Genomic DNA, 17672 nt, shown 5'->3' with positions numbered 1-17672 from the left:
ACCGGCTCCTTAAATAAATGCCATGCCGCCATTGACCGCGACGTTCTGACCGGTCATGAAGCTGCTTTCCTCGCTGGCCAGAAACAGCGCCACACAGGCAATTTCTTCCGGCTCACCCATGCGCCCCATCGGCACCGCCTTGATGATGGCATCGGCCCACTCATCGGGCAGGTCTTGCATCATCGGCGTATTGGTCGGTCCCGGTACGATCGTATTGATGCGAATACCGATCGAAGCGACCTCTTTTGCGGCACTACGTGTCAAACCCATCACACCGGCCTTGGCGGCGCAATAGTGCGGCGGACCCTCGCCGGTCATGGCTGCTGTGCTGGAAAGATTAATCACCGATCCCCGCGTGCCGGTGGCTTTCATGCTGCGTACCGCTTCGCGCACACAATAGAACGTGCCGGTCAGGTTGACGCCGATTACGCGCGCCCAATTTTCATCAGGCGTTTCCACCAGTGTGTCCATCGCGCCTATACCTGCGCTATTGACAACGATGTCGATATGGCCGTATTTTGCGGTCGCTTCGTCGAACACCGTCTTCACGGCCGCACTGTCTGTCACATTGACGTTGCGGGCAATGCATGCGCCTTCCTTGTTGTCTTGGGAGATAGTTTCTTCGGCCGCAGCCAGATTCAGATCAACGGCGACGACCGAGGCGCCGTGTTGCGCGAACAAGCGCGCAATGGCGCGTCCCATGCCTTGTCCTGCGCCGGTTACCAAGGCTACTTTTCCAGATAGTTTCATATGCGGCACTCCTATTTAATTTAAATGGCTGATGCTTTGATCTACATCTTTGCTAACGTAGCGTACCGACGACGGACGCAGGCACCATCGTCCGATGAGACTACCGAGCCGGTACGCCGCACCGGGTCATTTCACAGTCAAGCTCTGCGTCAATCGATTTTGGGCAATTTGGGACAGCTCGCGCTTGAGTACCTTATTGGACGCATTCAGCGGAAAAGACGCACACTCGAGCATGTAGCGCGGCACCTTGTAGTTCGCCATACGCTGACGCGACCATGTCACCAGCTCCTCGGCGGTAAGCGACATGTCCGGCCGCAATATCACGCAAGCACAACCGGCCTCTCCCATGCGTTCATCAGGCATCCCGACCACGGCTACCTGTGCTATGGCTGGATGCTCCGCCAGCATCCGTTCAATCTCGGCCGGATAGCAGTTGAAGCCGCCGACAATAAACATGTCCTTCAAACGATCGGTAATGCGCAGGTAGCCGCGCTCGTCCATCACGCCGATGTCGCCTGTGTGCAGCCAGCCGTCGCTATCGATTGCTTCGCGGGTGGCCGCCTCATCCTCGAAATAACCGAGCATCACGTGATAGCCACGCAGTAGTACCTCTCCGGGCTGGCCTGTTGCGACAGTTTGCCCGTGCTCATCGGCGCAACGCACCTCCGTGCCGGGCAGCGCCTTGCCGCAAGTAGTGGCGATCGTTTCGGCACTATCCGACGGATCGCACAACGTGGCGCAACCGCCGCATTCAGTCAGGCCGTAGGCGGTGGTGACCGTACGAATACCCAGTTCTTTGCGCATGCGCGTGATCAGGATCGGTGGCACCGTGGCCGCACCAGTGCATGATGCCTTGAGCGAACTGATATCGAACGATCTCAGTTGTGGATGCGCAAGCATGCTCAGGAACAGTGTTGGCGGCCCCGGCAGAAAACTGATGCGGTCTTGTGCAATGCGTTGCAATACCTCCCCGGCGTCGAACACCTGGCATGGATAGACTGTAGCGCCACGGATAAACGCAGCCACCCATCCTGCCTTGTAACCAAAGGCATGAAAAAACGGATTGATGATCAGATAGCGATCACCTTCATCCAGCCCCACCACATTCGACCATTCGCCAAAAGCGCGGATTGTCGGCCCATGTGCCGCCATCACACCCTTGGGACGCCCGGTGGTACCCGAGGTAAACATCAAGTCAGCGGTACTCCCTGCGTTGAGCGAGCGTTCGCGCTCATGCAGGCGCGACAGTGGAACCGTATCGGCCTGTTCCAGAAAAGCATCCCAGTGCAACACGCCGGTCGTTCCAGCTGTGCTCACAAAGCCATCGCGCAGGACGACCACATGCGCCAGCCCGGGAGGACGCAAACCGTCTAGCAGAGCAGGATAATATTGGCCCAGGAAGTCACCAATGCAGAACAACACCCTGGTATGACTACGTTCAAGAATGTCGGCCGCCTCGGCCCCTTTCATACGGGTGTTGATCGGCACCATCACCGCACCTGCGGCATGAATGCCGCAGGCGGCGATAATCCATTCATGCAGATTCGGCGCCCAAATCGCTACCCGATCCCCCGCCTCCACTCCCAGTGCGATCAGAGCGGATCCCGCCCGCTCGGCCCTGCGAACCAAGTCAGCATAGTCAATCGACACTACACCATCGACGATTGCCGGCCGTTGCGGAAACCGCTCGGCGGCGCGTCGGATCATTTGCGGCAATGTTTGCGGCGAACTCGCCTGCGGATTGCCTTGCACTTCATACTTGCTTGTCATTATCACTCCGGAAACTTGATGCGCACACGGTTACTCATCGGAATCGCCTGGCAGCCCAATGTCCAGGCCTTGGCAAGATCTTTCTTGTCAAGTACGTCGTTGTGCCGCAGATGCACTTTGCCCTCCACCACCTGACACCTACAGGAGGCGCACATCCCGGCCTGGCACGCATGTGGCGCATGCAATCCAGCACGCAAGGCGGCGTCCAGCAATGTCTCGTTGCCGCCGCACGGAATGGTGTGGACCACGCCGTCGAGTAAAATCTCAAGCTCGGCGTGCTCAACGCCGTCAAGCTGCACTGCCGCCGCCGCTAAAGCACTGGCTGCCGCTGTCTCTTCCTCATCCGGCAACGAAACGAAACGTTCGACATGGATCTGCCCGGCAGCCATTTCCACGCCCTGCAGCGCGGCGACGGCCGCATCCATAAACAGTGCCGGTCCGCAAATGAAGGCTTGAGCGTGAAGCCAGGATTTGGCAAGCTCTGCCAGTTGCGCTACCGACGGCACGCCTTGCACCGAATCAAGCCAATGAATCACCTGCAGACGTGTCGGATGCGCATCGGACAATGCGTTCAATTCGTCTCGGAAAATCACCGAGCGCTCGTCACGATTGGCGTAAATCAGGCCGATGCGCCCGCAGCCATTAGTCAGCGCGGAGCGCAGAATGGACAATACCGGCGTCACGCCGCTGCCACCGGCAAACAGCAGGAAATCGCCATCGAGCGTGCGCGGCGTGAAGACACCAGACGGTGGCAGCACTTCCAGCGTGTCGCCGGCCTTGACCCGGTCGCATACCCAGTTCGAACCGCGCCCGCCATTCACCCGCTTGATCGTCACGCGTAGCGCGTCATCGACTGATGGCGCGCTCGACATCGAATAGCACCGCGGCACGTGCCGCCCCTCCACCGGCAGCCGTAGCGTCAGAAACTGGCCGGGGCGGTAGTGAAACACTTCGGCCAGATCGTCCGGCACGTCCAACACCAGTGACCTGGCATCATGGGTTTCATCGACCACGGCGCGTACCCGCAAGCGGTGATAACGGGAGTCCGGCGTAGTCATAGCCATAGCCCCATCCCTGGAATGGCATTGTCGACGCGAATTTCTGCGCCGCTAACGTAACCCGATATCGGTGTCGTCGCGCTGGGGTTGCGAGCAGGTGCAAACGCTTTTTTGGCGTTCAACCCTGGCTCCCGAGTAAATCCGTGCGTTCCAGCGCGATCGACTTGCCCGCCATATGCGCTACCGCACGGTAAGCGAAAGTCATTGCCGGCCCCAGCGTGGAACCAGCTCCGGGATACGCAGGTCCCATGACCGAGGCCGAACTGTTGCCGGTGCAATACAAACCCTCGATAGCGTGACCAGATGTATCCAGCACGCGCGCATCCAGGTCAGTCAGCAAGCCGCCCTTGGTGCCGATGTCGCCCGGATACAGTTTTATCGCATAGAATGGCGCCTTGCTTATCGGCGCCAGATTCGGATTCGGCTTCACATTGATGTCGCCATAATAGCGATCGAACACATTGCCGCCACGATCGAAGTCGAGATCGCGACCGGTCTTTGCGAAATCGTTCATGCGCGACGCGCTGGCGACCAGCCCTGCCGGGTCAACATTGATCTGGCGCGCCAGCCCTTCCAGCGTATCGTCCTTCCAGTACACGACACTGCGCCAGCTTTTTCTCAAGCGGTGGTCCGGCATCGCCTCGCCCGGGGCCAATGGCCCCATCGGATACTTGCGGCGAAAATCGCCATCGAACACGATCCATGCCGGAATCGCAGCGCCGCCCCTTGCATGGTCGGCGTACATCGCCTGCTGGAACTCAGGGTAAGGGCCCGACTCGTTAAGGAAGCGTTGCCCCTTGGCGTTGACCACCATGCAACCAGGTAAAGAGCGTTCGACGAAGAGCGCCCGGAATTTGTCCTCCTTGGGCACCGACAATGTCGGCGCGCCCCAGGTATGAGACATCAGGTGCAGTGCAGCGCCGGCGTTGGCACCGGCGCGGATCGCATCGCCAGTATTGCAGCCGGGTGGCGTGGCGGTCCAGGCCTGATCGGTAGGCTGCGGCAGGTACTGCTCGCGCATCGCCTGGTTGCGCTCGAATCCACCGGCGGCCAGCATGACGCCTTTGCGTGCCTGCACCACGGTAGTTTGTCCGTCGCGTTCCACGACCACACCGGTTACGCGACCGCCTTCCATCTGCAGCGACTGCAATGAAGTATTCAGCCAGACCGGCACCTTCCGTTTGCGCAAGGCGGTGAACAGGCCGCCTAGCAGCGCCTGCCCTCCTGTCAGGCGGCGGTCGCGTGTGGTCTTGCGACGCCATGGATAGTCGATCGCGTAGCGCAGCATGATCCACATGATCTTCAGTTTGGCCAGGCGTTCGCGCGACAGGATGGAATGCGCTTCAAAGGCATTCATCGTCATCCGGCCGAAGATCAGTTGCCCCGGATTGGTCGGACGCAACTGCGCCAACGCTTCGAGGCCCAGTCTGGCCGCATTGAAATCGACCGGATCCATCGTGCGACCTCCCGGCAGCGCCCCTTCCATCGTCGGGTAGTAATCGGCATATTTGCTCATGCTGCGGTAATGCACGCCAATCTGATCGAGGTAGCGTGCCATCCGGCGCGCCGTTTCCACATACGCCAGAATCCGCTCGTCGCTGGACAAGCCCCTGGCGCAGGCCTTGACATAAGTAAACGCAGCGTCGATGCCGTCGCGCAAACCGACACGCGGCATGTCGTGGTTATCCGGGATCCAGATACCACCGCCCGAGGTGGCCGATGTACCACCCACCACATCGGCCTTTTCAATCACCAGGGCACGGAGCCCCTCGTCTGCAGCACGGATAGCGGCCAGCAAGGCCCCGGCTCCCGAACCCACCACCACTACATCGAAATCGTCTTCCACTACCGCTCTCCCTGTTACCAGATGCCGAATGCCGGCATGTAGCCGGCACGTTTCAAAATCTCGCCCGGGATCAGACGAATGGATCGGTGTTCGGCAAGCCGAGCATCACGCCGCCATGCGAACGTGCGTAGGCATCCGTATTGTTGGCGATATGTCCGCGCGCCTGGTGTATGTCGCGGAAAACGCGCTCGACCGGATTGCTTTTATACATTCCGGAAGCAGCGCTTGCGCGCATCAATTCATTGACGTGCTCGGCGCAGACTTTCGGCACCAGCGCCGACTGCGCACGCTGCAGCAAACGCTCCTCGACCGGCATACGCTCACCCGTCTTCGCGCATTCCATGATGCGACCATAATTGCGCAACAGCACCAATTGCAGCTGATCAATCGTGATCATCGCTTCTGAAACCGCTTGCTGCGCATTCGCATCTTCCGCCGTCTTCGCGCCGTGCTTGCCTACATGCGCTGCGGCACGCTCGCGGAAGTGGTTGACAGCACCTTGCAGTGCGCCGATGCAAGCACTGGATACCGCACGCTGAAACACCTGGGTGAATGGAATCCGGTACAGGGCACTCGTGTTCAGAACGCGACCAGGACAGCCGGCATCGCCGTGATCATTGGTACGTTGTGTGCGGTGCTCCGGGACAAATACGTTCTCGACCACGATGTCGTGGCTACCTGTGGCGCGCAAACCCAGCACGTCCCAGTTATGTACAACCTGGAAATCCGATTTTGGCAGCAAGAACGTCGTGTGCTCCATCGCACCTGAACCGTCTTTCTTAGGCAACAAGCAACCAAGAAAAATCCATTCGCAATGCTCTACACCGCTGGAAAAACCCCAACGTCCCGAGAACCGATAACCGCCATCAACCTTCTCGGCCTTGCCGGTAGGCATATAAGTCGAGGCAATCAACGTTGCCGAACTCGCCGACCACACATCCTGCTGGGCCTGTTCAGGGAAAAGAGGCAATTGCCAGTTATGCACCCCGATCACGCCATAGATCCACGCAGTGGACATGCAACCTTCGGCGAGCGCCATCTGTATCCGGTAAAAAACCCGCGGATCAAGCTCATAACCGCCCCAGCGGCGCGGCTGCAATACACGGAACAGGCCGGCCGCCTGCATATCCTTGATGGTTTCCACAGGCACCATGCCAGCACGCTCTGCATCGAGCGAGCGGCTTGCCAGAATGGGGGCCAGTGCCCGGGCGCTTTCGAGTAATTTGATCGCCTCGGGGGTCATGTAATCGTCGTTCAGTGTGCTCATGGTGTCTCCTTGTCCGGTGTAAAACTAAAGCGCTGTGTCTGATGTAATGGAATCGTCCCATTTGCCCCCTCTGCACTCATCGTCTATCTGGACTAACACGTACTGCATGCATCCCAATAGTCCGAGTGAGGGATTTGCAGCGGCCTCAGGTACGGCAATCTGTGCTTCCAGAGCAAATAAGGAGCCGTCATGAACCAGCATCAGCCGCGTGCATTCGACACAAAAGACTTAATGGAAAATAAACCCTCAATCCCCGTAGGCCATTACGCTGATATCGGCAATGGCCAAACCATCCATTACCACGATATGGGTAATGGCGATCCGATCATCTTTCTGCACGGTGCCGGCGGCGGCGCCAGCGGCTACAGTAACTTCAAGGGCAACTATCCTGAATTCGCCCGCGCCGGATACCGTGCCATCGTGCCAGACATGCTGGGTTTCGGATTGTCGACGAAACCTGATATCCCGCAGTACGACCTCGACTTTTTTGTCGCCGGGATAAAGGGTTTAGTCGATGCGCTGGGCCTGCGCAAAGTGACTTTGCTCGGCAACTCGCTAGGCGGCGCGGTCGCGCTCGGCTATGCGCTGGCCTACCCGGATGAAGTGAGTCGCCTTGTCCTGATGGCACCCGGCGGTGTCGAAGATCTGGACACTTACCTCGCCATGCCGGGCATCGCGAATATGTTCAATATTTACAAATCGGGACTGACCGGCGTCGATGCAATGCGTGCCGTCATGCACATGCAATTGTTTGATCCCGCCCTGCTGACTGATGACATCATCAGAGAACGTGCACCGATTGCAGCGACTCAGACCCAGGCAGCCCGCTCGATCATGAAAGTCGCCAACATGACCGAGCGCCTGGGTGAGCTGAAATGTCCGGTATTTGGCTTCTGGGGTATCAATGACCAGTTCAATCCGGCCAGCGGAGCGATGAAAATAATGGAAAACTGTCCGCAGGCGCGCCTCATCCTGGTCAACCGTTGCGGCCACTGGGTTCAGGTAGAACATCAAGAGATGTTCAATCGCATGTGCCTGGATTTCCTGAAGAATGGATGACGCGATGGACAGTCATCAGATCGCATCCTTGGGCGACGCCCTGTTTACTGCGCTGCGCGAGCGCCACACGCTGACGCCGTTGACGGACAGTTATCCGGACCTCACGATAGACGATGCTTATCGCATTTCGCTGCACATGCTGCGCCGTCGCGAAGCCGGCGGAGAAAAGCTGATCGGAAAGAAAATCGGCGTGACCTCGAAGCCGGTTCAGGACATGCTCAATGTGCATCAGCCTGATTTTGGTTTTCTCACCGATGCCATGCAGTTTGAAGACGGCGCGCGTATCGGTCTGAAATCGGCGGGCCTGATGCAGCCTCGCGCCGAAGGTGAAATCGCCTTCATGCTGAAAGCCGATCTTCAGGGTCCGGGTGTCACCCGCGACGATGTACTGGCTGCCACCGAATGGGTGGCACCCTGTTTCGAAATCGTTGATTCACGCATCCGTGACTGGAAAATCAAAATCCAGGATACGGTGGCTGACAATGCATCGTGCGGCGTATTCGTGGTAGGCACAAAACATACCGATCCGCACGCCCTCGACCTGGCTGCCGCGCGCATGGACTTGTTCCGCAACGGCGACCCCGCCGGCAGCGGGCTTGGGTCTGCGGTGCAAGGACACCCGGCCGAAGCCGTCGCCTGGCTGGCCAATACACTGGGACGCTTCGGCATTCCGTTTCGCAAGGGCGAACTGATCTTGTCGGGATCGCTCGCACCGCTGGTGCCGGCAGTCGCCGGCGACATGTTTACGATGAACATTGAGGGCCTGGGTGGCTGCTCCGTGGCATTTGTTGATTAATCGGGAATTCTCTATGAAAAAAATTAAGTGCGCACTGATCGGCCCCGGCAACATCGGGACCGATCTCCTGTATAAGCTCAAGCGCAGCCATGTGCTGGAACCGGTGTGGATGGTCGGCATCGATCCCGAGTCGGACGGTTTGAAACGCGCAGCCGAGATGGGCTTGAAGACCACGGCCGAAGGCGTGGACGGCTTGTTGCCGCACGTTCTCGCCGATGGCATACAAATCGCCTTTGATGCCACCAGCGCCTATGTGCATGCGGAAAATTCGCGCAAGCTCAATGCGCTGGGCGTCATGATGATTGACCTCACGCCTGCAGCGATCGGGCCGTTTTGCGTGCCACCGGTCAATTTGCAGGCGTTGCTGGGGCAGGGGAAAATGAACGTCAACATGGTCACCTGCGGCGGCCAGGCCACCATCCCCATGGTGGCAGCGGTCTCGCGCGTGCAGGCGGTCGCCTACGGAGAAATCGTAGCCACTGTCTCTTCCAAATCGGTCGGACCCGGCACGCGCAAGAATATCGATGAATTCACCCGCACCACTGCCGGCGCTGTCGAACGCGTCGGCGGCGCGAAAAAAGGCAAGGCCATCATCGTCATCAACCCGGCCGAGCCGCCGCTGATCATGCGCGACACGATCCACTGCCTGACGGAAGAAACCCCGAAAGTCGCTGAAATCGAGGCGTCAGTGCATGCAATGATCGCCGAAGTACAAAAATATGTCCCTGGCTACAAGCTGATGAACGGACCGGTGATCGACGGCAACCGGGTCTCGATTTACCTCGAAGTCACCGGGCTGGGCGACTATCTGCCCACCTACGCAGGCAACCTCGACATCATGACCGCCTCAGCTGCCCGCACTGCGGAAATGTTCGCCGAAGAAATCCTCAGCGGCAAACTCAGCCTCGAGCCCGTGACGATTTAACAGCACAAGGACTACTATGAATCTCAAAGGAACCAGGATCACCGTCCATGACATGACGTTACGCGACGGCATGCATCCGAAGCGGCACCAAATGACGCTAGAGCAAATGAAGGCGGTCGCCTGCGGTCTCGATGCCGCGGGCGTGCCGCTGATCGAAGTCACGCATGGCGACGGTTTGGGCGGCTCTTCCGTCAACTACGGCTTCCCGGCGCACAGCGATGAAGAATACCTGTCGACTGTCATCCCGTTGATGAAAAACGCCAAGGTGTCGGCGCTGCTGCTGCCGGGTATCGCCACGGTCGATCATCTACGCATGGCCAAGGATTTGGGGGTCAACACGATACGGGTCGCCACCCACTGCACCGAGGCCGACGTCTCCGAACAGCACATCGGCCTGGCGCGCAAACTTGAAATGGATACGGTTGGCTTTCTGATGATGGCCCACATGAATAGTCCGGAAGGCTTGGTCACCCAGGCCAGGCTGATGGAAAGCTACGGTGCCAATTGCATCTACATCACCGACTCGGCCGGCTACATGCTGCCCGACGATGTCAGGGTCCGTCTGTCGGCGGTGCGCCAGGCGCTCAAACCAGCGACCGAACTGGGCTTCCACGGCCACCACAACCTGGCGATGGGGGTCGCCAATTCGATTGCCGCCGTTGAGTGCGGCGCAACCCGCATTGACGCCGCCGCTGCCGGACTGGGCGCCGGTGCCGGCAACACGCCAATGGAAGTATTTATCGCTGTGTGCGACCGCATGGGAATCGAAACCGGCGTGGATGTCTACAAGATATCGGATGTGGCCGAGGATATCGTGGTGCCGATGATGGATCACCCGATCCGTATCGACCGCGATTCCCTTACCTTGGGCTACGCCGGCGTGTATTCGAGCTTCCTGCTGTTCGCCAAGCGCGCTGAAAAAAAATACGGCGTGTCGGCACGCGACATCCTGCTTGAACTGGGTCGCCGCGGCATGGTCGGTGGTCAGGAAGACATGATCGAAGACACAGCAATCACGATGGCGCGGGCACGACGGCTAGCCTGAGGTCTGCTACTTGATTCAAGGCGCGCGAGGATATTCCGGCGCGCCTTTCTTACGCAAACACGTCACATGCCTCCACCAAAACAACTACAAAATCATAATACTTTCTTCCTATCAACGAACGCGTATTCGCCTTTCAGCGTTACCTTCAGCAATTTTCCAACAGGATTACGCGGCAGGAGATCCGTGCGCACATACACGCGCGTGGGCACCTTGTAAGCCGCGAGAACAGCAGCCACATGATCCCGAATCTCCGCCTCGGCCAATATCGCGGCAGGCTTGGGGACCACCACCGCGACGATAGCCTCGCCGTCCAGATCGTCCGGCATTGCCAGCACCGCCACCTCAAGCACCTTCGGATGCTGGAGAATGCAAGACTCGATCTCGCTGGCAGAGATCTTCTCCCCTTTGCGGTTAATCACGTCCTTGATCCTGTCGACGATGAACAAGAATCCTTCGTCATCGAGATAGCCGATATCTCCGCTGCGGAACCAGCCGTCGGACATCGCCTCTTCGGTTGTTTTAGGATCGCCCCAATATCCCTCCATCACTGTCACCCCGCGCAGCCATAATTCTCCTGGCTGTCCGGGCGGCAAAAACTCCCCGTCGGGACCGGCAACGCGCAGTTCGATAATCGGCGACAGCATGCCGGCACTGTGCGGCTTGTAGACAAACAAGTCGCCCGACGACGCCGCAGTCACGCCATTCGATTCCGTCAGTCCGAAGCCGATGCCGGCCATCGCATCCGGCTTGCGGCTGAGCAAATCGTCAATGACCCGCTGCGGCAAGCCAGCACCGCCGAAACCAAGTCCGCCCAGGCTCCTGACGGCCGTTTCATCATTGAAGCCCGCATCGGCCAACAGCTCCATCATCATGGAAGGCGCACCGTTGAACTGTGTAATACCCTCTTCCCGAATCAGCTCAATGGCGCGCGCAGGGCTCCAGCGGTGCATGAACACGATGCGCCGGCCGTTGCGCAATGCCGACAACAGTTGCGCATGCAAACCGCTGACGTGGAACAGCGGAACCGCCATCAGCGTCGTCGGTGCAAAGCCGCGTTGCATCATCGCGGCGACGCGTCCCGGCGAAGTCAGCGCCGCTATCGCACCGATATAATCGATGTTGAATAAGGCCTGACAGACTGCGCGCTGGCTGGACAACACTCCCTTGGCTTTGCTGGTGGCTCCCGAGGTAAACAAAATCAATGCCGGATCTTCCGGATTGAGTATCACTTGCTGAGGCCCCATATCAGCATGGGCAATGAGGCTCTGGAACGACAGCACGGTCGTCGTTGCTGCCGGTTCGGCATCGACGACGACCGTCACACATGCGAGTTCGGCGAGATCGCCGACAATACGCTTGAGGCGATCAGCATCGCAGAACAATACGCGCGGCGTCAAATCATGCAGGCCGGCAAGCAGCTCGTTGCGCAGGCCGAAACTGTTCATCGGCACCGGCACCGCGCCGATGCTGGCAGCCGCGGCAAACGCGACCACCCATTCGGGCCGATTGCGCATCATGATCGCGACACGGTCCCCCGGCACGATGCCGAAGCGTTCGCGCAACTGCCATGCCAATGCATCGACAGCCTGGTAGAAGCGATTGAAACTCCAGCGGTCGCCCTCGTACACCATGAATTCCTTGTCGCCATGCACGCGACCTGCAGCAATCAGTTCCGGCAAGGTGCGGTATGCATTGCGGTAAGCGACAACGCGGGCACCTGCGACTTCGGCCTCCACCAATTCAAAGGGAGCCCCTGGCGCCGTCAGCTGCGCTTGACTCTGCTTGAATATCTGATAAATATCTGTCATTACTAGCTCCAAACCAGCGCCGACACCAATTCACAGGTCAGCGCCAAATTATTCTAAAAGCCTTTCAGGCTTGCATATCGGTTGCGATGGAATACGCCATCACCGAAACTTTGCTGAATGACACGCCCGCGCTTCAGGAACAAGCCGATATCCAACTCGTCGGTAACGCCGATACCGCCATGCATATGAACTGCTTCATTCAGTGCCCGTTCGCTCAAGTCAGCGGCGCGACTCTTCGCCAGACTAGCCAGCAGTGATATATCGGCACTTCCCGCGTCGATGGCATCCAATGCCGCAGCAACACAGCTGCGCAGCATTTCAATGTCGACATATAGACGTGCGACGCGATGCTGCAGCGCCTGGAACGAACCGATCGCCACATCGAACTGGACACGCTCTTTCAGGTAAGACACGGTGCGATCGAACGCTTCGCAGATCACCCCGAGCGCCTCGGCAGCCAGACAAATCCGGGCGCGGTCCAGCACCATGTCGAGGGCTGCAAAACCTTCGCCAGCGACGCCTAGCAGCGCAGCATCATCCACTTTCACGCCGGACAGGCGTACGCGTGCCGCGTTGCGGCTGTCCACCATCAACGTACGATGGACCTCAACACCTTCTGCGGCCGGATCGACCAGGACCAGGCTGAGACCGTTGACATCGCCCGGCACACCCGCTGTGCGCGCCACGACCACTAGCAAATTCGCGACATGGCCGTCCAGCACAAACCACTTCTCGCCGTCCAGTACCCAGCCGCCGGCCTCGCGTCGTGCTGTGGTGCGCACCGCTGCAGGATCGTGACGCCCACCCTCTTCCAGCGCCAGCGCCAGCAAGGTCTGGCCGCTGATGATGGCGGGAATCAACGCTGCCCGTTGATCAGGACTGCCGGCATTGAGCAACAGGCCGCCGCCCAACACCACAGACGACAGCAGCGGCATCACCGCCAGCGTGCGCCCGGCTTGCTCAAACACCGCGCCCAGGCCTTTGTAACCAAAATCCAGGCCATCGTAAGCTTCAGGAAATACCGCCGCGGTCCAGCCCATCCCGACCACCTTCTGCCACAGATCCGGGGCGTAACCTAGCGGGTCGCGCGTATCGCGCAGTTGGCGCAAAGCGCTGACTGGTGCCTGTGCGGAGAGGAATTCCTGCGCACTCTCCCGCAACAGGCGCTGCTCTTCATTCAATAACATGCTCATCAGGTTTTCCTCACGTCGGCAGTCCGAGGACGCGCTTGGCAATAATGTTCAACTGAATCTCCGACGTCCCGCCGGAAATGGTGTAGGTTTTGGCTAGCATCCAGAAGCGGCAGCTGTCGTGCTCATCCTGACTGAACTCGCTGCCCTCCCAGCTCAAGCCGCGATGCCCCATGACCTGCATCAACAACTCATACTTGGCCACTTCGTGCTCGGTCATCACCAACTTCATGATCGCTGATGGTCCGCTCACGTCCATGCGCGCCATCGCTTCTTCCTTGACGCGTTCGTGGGTCAGGGTAAAAGCATGTGCATCCATCAACAAAGCGGCCAGACGGTCACGCCAGACAGGCTCACGCAACCGACCCTGATCGTCGAACAGATAAGGGCGTGCGACTTCAAGCGCATCATGCGATGGCGCGCCACCTTCAGTGAATTTCGACATCGCTGCCCGCTCATGCTGCAACAACTTCTTGGCGACCGTCCAGCCACCGTTCAATGCACCCACCAGGTTCTCTGCAGGCACCCTGACATCGTCGAAAAACACTTCGCAAAAACTCGATTTTCCGCTGATCAATTCGATCGGCTTGACTGTCACGCCCGGGGTACGCATGTCGATCAGCAGAAAACTGATGCCATCCTGCTTGCGCACTTTCGTATCGGTGCGTACCAGCGCGTACATCCAGTCGGATTTGTCACCGTACGAGGTCCATATTTTTGAACCATTGACAATGAACGCATCTCCTTCGCGCCGTGCCGAGGCTTTCAGGCTAGCCAGATCGGAGCCTGCATTCGGTTCGCTGAAGCCCTGACACCAGCGCGACCGCCCCTGCATCATTGGCAACAGATGCTGTCGTTTCTGCTCATCTGTGCCAACTTCGAGCAGCACAGGTCCGAGCATCCAGACCCCCAGGTTATATTGGGGTTGGCGGCAACCAAGCGCGGCCATTTCTTGCTCCAGCACCCGGGCCTGCCTGGCACTTAGTCCACCGCCGCCATATTCCTTCGGCCAGCCAGGTGCAAACCAGCCGCGTTCGCGCATACGCTCAAACCACAAGCGCTGATCCTCAGTCTTGAACTCGACGGTCGATCCCCCCCAGACCATCTCGTCAGGCACAATCGGCGTACGCATCGACAACGGGCAATTTGCCTCCAACCATTGCCGCACCTCGGTGCGGAATGCTTCAATCTCAATCACGCTGTTTCCCCTTGTTATTACTGATCACAACGCAATCCGCCATGCTGAACTTGTAGACGCCATCATCGTCCAGCACCCGTCGAATCGCCCCCTGATTGCGCAGCCAGGATAGATGCGCTATCGCTTCCCCCAGTCCCAGCATGTAGTCTACCGAGCTACGCAGATGAGGAAACATGCTTTGCATCGCCGCAAATGCGGTGCAATTTTTGTTGCCGCCAATGAAACTGCGCAAAAGATCGAATTCCTGCGCATGGTGCTCGCGTAATTCTTGCACCCTGGCGCGCAGACCGCGGTAGACACGCTGATGTGACGGCAGCACCAGCGTTTCCGGCGCCAGTTGATCCAGACGGTCCAGCGATTCTAGCCAAAGTTGCAAGGGATTGGCCTCGGGTTCTATATACGATACCGCTACGTTGGAGCTAATGCGCGGAAGCAGCTGGTCGCCAGCGATCAGGATACGATCATCGTCACAATACAGGCAAGCATGCTCAGGCGAATGCCCCTCGCCGATCACGACCCGCCAACGCCGTGCACCGATACGCATCTCATCGCCGCCACGCAAGCGGCGGAACGCCACCGCTGCCGGCGCCAGAAATGGATCGCTACGCATCGCTGTCATCATGCGCTGCGTTATCTCGTCCGGCATCCCGGCACGCAGGAAAAAATCCTGATGTGCGGTCGGCATCGGACAGTCCGGCGGTACCGACGCCATGCGCATCATGAAAAATTCTCCATGCGTCATATACAGCGGCACATCGAAGCGTTCAGTGAGCCATTGCGCCAGGCCGGCATGGTCGTAATGAAAATGCGTGCACAGCACCGCCTTTACCGGAAGTCCCTGCAGATGGGTGCTCACTATGGATTCCCACAGCTGACGCACTGCATCGGTATTGAGGCCGGTGTCGACCAGTATCCAGCCGTCATCGTCTCGCAGCAGATACACGTTGATATGGTCCAGCGCCATCGGCATTGGCATGCGAGCCCACAGAACACCCGCTGCCACTTCGACCACCGAACCATCCGGCAACGGTGCTATCAGCGGGTAATCGAGTGAAGACTGCGCACGCTTTTTTACTAGCGACATGTGTTTTCTCTCTGGTTCGGGATGCTCACCGGTTGCGGTACGTCGACTCCTAGTGCACGGGCCACGGCTTCGGACGTCAGGGCGACGTAACTCTGTGCCTTTTCGTCGCGCACAAAGAGCGGGTCGCGCACGATGTCCGGGTCGAAGCCCTCGCGCTGCAAGTCCACCTTGCGTAATTTATAAGTAGTCGTCAGGTCGGCTGCCGGCGCGACACGCACGAACAGTGGCGCGGCGTAACGCGGCAAACGTGCATTGGTCAACGCATAGAATGCGTGGGGATCGAATATCTGGCCGGGCTGCATCACGATCGCAGCCATGCCAGCCCGTCCTTCATGACCGCTTACCAGCACGCCATAAATGGTAACTGTTTCCATACCGGGAAAATCGCCCAGATTATCGGCCACTTCCATGGTCGAGACGTTTTCGCTCTTCCAGCGATAGGTATCACCGATGCGATCGACAAAATAGCAGTAGCCGTCGTCGTCGTAGCGCAGTAAGTCGCCGGACGACCACCAGGCATCGTCTTGCCGGAACACATTCCGCAATATTTTTTTATTGGTCGCCTCGGACGAGGCATAGCCCTCGAAACGGCCGGCCACGACATCGGGAATATCGATGATCATACCGATCGCCTCTCCGACTTCGCCCGGCCCGCACGGAAGCATGTAACCGTGCGCGTCGCGCGGGTAGGTATCGTTTTCGATGTCATAGCGCACAATGCGCAAATTGGTTTTTTCCCAGAAAGGCACCCGCCCGCACGAGCCTACGCGGTTATCGACATTGATGGTATTCGTATTCGCCTCGGTAGCACCCCAGCCTTCAAAGATATCGATAGCGCCGTAGCGCTGGATGAATTGCACCCAGACTTCCGATGACAAACCGGCCCCGACCATCTTGCGCAGGGTGTGTGAACGGTCGTCCGCCTTTTCAGGCTCGGACAACAGGAAGCGGCAAATTTCACCGACGTATTGACAAATGGTGACATTGTGGCGACGCACATCGGACCAGAACTCGCGCTTGCTGAATTTGCGCCGCAACGCAAGACTCGCGCCGGTCGCAAATGCTGTCGCTCCGGCAGACAACGAAGCGGCGCCGTGATAGAGCGGCAGGAAACAATAGAAACAATCCTGCGGCGTCACGTCCATGGTCTCCCGCATCACGTCGCCGGTGATCAGCCAGCGTGCATGGCTGACGATGGCGGCCTTCGGCAAACCGGTGGTGCCCGAGGTAAAGATGTACACCGCCGACGCCTCTGCCACTTGGTTGGCACGCCATTGCACAGGTGGGTTGGTGTCCGGAAACTGGTGTGTCAGTGCTTCCAGATCCAGCGTGCAGATTTCTCGCCTGGCCGCATTGGCAGGAAAATCCGCGTCCGGCCATAACCAATAAGTCGCCAGGTCGGCAACTTCAGGAACAGTAAAGTTGCTCAAGCATTCCTCACCGAGGATCGCGAGCCGTGCGCCGGTAGCCTGCATCGCATGCGCCAGCGTCTTGCCGCTGACGTTCGTATTCAGGAAGGCGACCGTTACGCCCAGTTTCGCAAGGCCCAGCCAGACGAAGAAAAATCCAGGGCGATTCTCCAGGCAAATCGCCACCACATCACCGCAGCGCACCCCTTGGGCATACGCTGCATGGGCGACCTGATTCACTTTCCGGTTGACCTCGGCATAGCTATAGCGCTCGTCACCATACAGCAGGCAAGGCCGTTCTGCATACTGCCGCGCACTATCCTCTATGCGTTCGGCAGTGCAGTAGGTTTGAGAGGCCCGATGGCGCGCGGCTTGCGCTGAGCGTCGATCCAGCTTGGCCTGGGTCTGTTCGCGCGTTACTGGTGCAATACTAGACGCAATATATGTCATGTTCATATCCTCATCTT

At 58.7% G+C, this 17672-nt stretch carries 14 protein-coding genes; 4 read left to right on the top strand and 10 right to left on the bottom strand.

Annotated features, from left to right (window positions below; all coding sequences use genetic code 11):
- Positions 1-9: 9 nt before the first annotated feature.
- The 5 genes from AC3CHX_RS05540 to AC3CHX_RS05520 all read right to left on the bottom strand — a co-directional run bounded on the left by AC3CHX_RS05540 (position 10) and on the right by AC3CHX_RS05520 (position 6691).
- Entirely contained in the window at positions 10-750 is a 741-nt protein-coding gene (locus tag AC3CHX_RS05540; RefSeq protein ID WP_488643090.1) for an SDR family NAD(P)-dependent oxidoreductase, read from the bottom strand.
- A 126-nt stretch (positions 751-876) separates the two neighbouring features.
- Positions 877-2520 carry a FadD3 family acyl-CoA ligase gene (locus tag AC3CHX_RS05535; RefSeq protein ID WP_488643089.1) on the bottom strand — a complete coding sequence of 548 codons (1644 nt, stop codon included), beginning with the start codon at positions 2518-2520 and terminating at the stop codon, positions 877-879.
- A 2-nt stretch (positions 2521-2522) separates the two neighbouring features.
- A complete protein-coding gene (locus AC3CHX_RS05530) occupies positions 2523-3584 on the bottom strand; it encodes a 2Fe-2S iron-sulfur cluster-binding protein (protein WP_488643088.1) in 1062 nt (353 codons plus the stop codon).
- A 112-nt stretch (positions 3585-3696) separates the two neighbouring features.
- A complete protein-coding gene (locus tag AC3CHX_RS05525) occupies positions 3697-5424 on the bottom strand; it encodes an FAD-dependent oxidoreductase (RefSeq protein ID WP_488643087.1) in 1728 nt (575 codons plus the stop codon).
- A gap of 70 nt (positions 5425-5494) precedes the next feature.
- Entirely contained in the window at positions 5495-6691 is a 1197-nt protein-coding gene (locus AC3CHX_RS05520) for an acyl-CoA dehydrogenase family protein (RefSeq protein WP_488643086.1), read from the bottom strand.
- A gap of 189 nt (positions 6692-6880) precedes the next feature.
- Here AC3CHX_RS05520 and AC3CHX_RS05515 point away from each other — a divergent pair, with 189 nt between their 5' ends.
- Genes AC3CHX_RS05515 through dmpG form a run of 4 tightly spaced genes read left to right on the top strand, consistent with a single transcriptional unit; the run spans position 6881 to position 10516 of the window.
- On the top strand, positions 6881-7750 hold the full coding sequence (locus tag AC3CHX_RS05515) for an alpha/beta fold hydrolase (protein ID WP_488643085.1): 870 nt from the start codon (positions 6881-6883) through the stop codon (positions 7748-7750).
- A gap of 4 nt (positions 7751-7754) precedes the next feature.
- Entirely contained in the window at positions 7755-8546 is a 792-nt protein-coding gene (locus AC3CHX_RS05510; RefSeq protein WP_488643084.1) for a fumarylacetoacetate hydrolase family protein, read from the top strand.
- Between the two features lie 13 nt (positions 8547-8559).
- Positions 8560-9471, top strand: coding sequence for an acetaldehyde dehydrogenase (acetylating) (locus tag AC3CHX_RS05505; RefSeq protein WP_488643083.1), 912 nt, complete (start codon positions 8560-8562; stop codon positions 9469-9471).
- Positions 9472-9487: 16 nt separating this feature from the next.
- A complete protein-coding gene (gene dmpG, locus AC3CHX_RS05500; RefSeq protein WP_488643082.1) occupies positions 9488-10516 on the top strand; it encodes a 4-hydroxy-2-oxovalerate aldolase in 1029 nt (342 codons plus the stop codon).
- A gap of 92 nt (positions 10517-10608) precedes the next feature.
- On the opposite strand, the gene AC3CHX_RS05495 is transcribed toward dmpG, so the two are convergent.
- The 5 genes from AC3CHX_RS05495 to AC3CHX_RS05475 are packed head-to-tail and all read right to left on the bottom strand — an operon-like array spanning position 10609 to position 17655.
- Positions 10609-12324, bottom strand: coding sequence for a class I adenylate-forming enzyme family protein (locus AC3CHX_RS05495; RefSeq protein WP_488643081.1), 1716 nt, complete (start codon positions 12322-12324; stop codon positions 10609-10611).
- 53 nt (positions 12325-12377) lie between these two features.
- Positions 12378-13517: an acyl-CoA dehydrogenase family protein gene (locus AC3CHX_RS05490; protein ID WP_488643080.1), complete on the bottom strand. Its 1140-nt coding sequence runs from the start codon at positions 13515-13517 to the stop codon at positions 12378-12380.
- A gap of 10 nt (positions 13518-13527) precedes the next feature.
- Positions 13528-14712: an acyl-CoA dehydrogenase family protein gene (locus AC3CHX_RS05485; RefSeq protein WP_488643079.1), complete on the bottom strand. Its 1185-nt coding sequence runs from the start codon at positions 14710-14712 to the stop codon at positions 13528-13530.
- Positions 14705-15796 (bottom strand): MBL fold metallo-hydrolase, encoded by a 1092-nt coding sequence (locus AC3CHX_RS05480; RefSeq protein WP_488643078.1) that lies wholly within the window; start codon positions 15794-15796, stop codon positions 14705-14707. The genes AC3CHX_RS05485 and AC3CHX_RS05480 overlap by 8 nt, the downstream gene beginning before the upstream one ends.
- Positions 15787-17655, bottom strand: coding sequence for a long-chain-acyl-CoA synthetase (locus tag AC3CHX_RS05475; RefSeq protein ID WP_488643077.1), 1869 nt, complete (start codon positions 17653-17655; stop codon positions 15787-15789). Before AC3CHX_RS05475 ends, AC3CHX_RS05480 begins: the two co-directional genes overlap by 10 nt.
- Between the last annotated feature and the right edge of the window lie 17 nt (positions 17656-17672).

The organism is Glaciimonas sp. OK215, assembly GCF_057787885.1.
This window is presented reverse-complemented; position numbering and strand designations above follow the sequence as displayed.

Bases quoted from the DNA above. Each gene is read 5' to 3' on its own strand.
- AC3CHX_RS05540 (WP_488643090.1), bottom strand. From the start codon at position 750: ATGAAACTATCTGGAAAAGTAGCCTTGGTAACCGGCGCAGGACAAGGC.
- AC3CHX_RS05535 (WP_488643089.1), bottom strand. From the start codon at position 2,520: ATGACAAGCAAGTATGAAGTGCAAGGCAATCCGCAGGCGAGTTCGCCG.
- AC3CHX_RS05530 (WP_488643088.1), bottom strand. From the start codon at position 3,584: ATGGCTATGACTACGCCGGACTCCCGTTATCACCGCTTGCGGGTACGC.
- AC3CHX_RS05520 (WP_488643086.1), bottom strand. From the start codon at position 6,691: ATGAGCACACTGAACGACGATTACATGACCCCCGAGGCGATCAAATTA.
- AC3CHX_RS05515 (WP_488643085.1), top strand. From the start codon at position 6,881: ATGAACCAGCATCAGCCGCGTGCATTCGACACAAAAGACTTAATGGAA.
- AC3CHX_RS05510 (WP_488643084.1), top strand. From the start codon at position 7,755: ATGGACAGTCATCAGATCGCATCCTTGGGCGACGCCCTGTTTACTGCG.
- AC3CHX_RS05505 (WP_488643083.1), top strand. From the start codon at position 8,560: ATGAAAAAAATTAAGTGCGCACTGATCGGCCCCGGCAACATCGGGACC.
- dmpG (WP_488643082.1), top strand. From the start codon at position 9,488: ATGAATCTCAAAGGAACCAGGATCACCGTCCATGACATGACGTTACGC.
- AC3CHX_RS05495 (WP_488643081.1), bottom strand. From the start codon at position 12,324: ATGACAGATATTTATCAGATATTCAAGCAGAGTCAAGCGCAGCTGACG.
- AC3CHX_RS05490 (WP_488643080.1), bottom strand. From the start codon at position 13,517: ATGAGCATGTTATTGAATGAAGAGCAGCGCCTGTTGCGGGAGAGTGCG.
- AC3CHX_RS05480 (WP_488643078.1), bottom strand. From the start codon at position 15,796: ATGTCGCTAGTAAAAAAGCGTGCGCAGTCTTCACTCGATTACCCGCTG.
- AC3CHX_RS05475 (WP_488643077.1), bottom strand. From the start codon at position 17,655: ATGACATATATTGCGTCTAGTATTGCACCAGTAACGCGCGAACAGACC.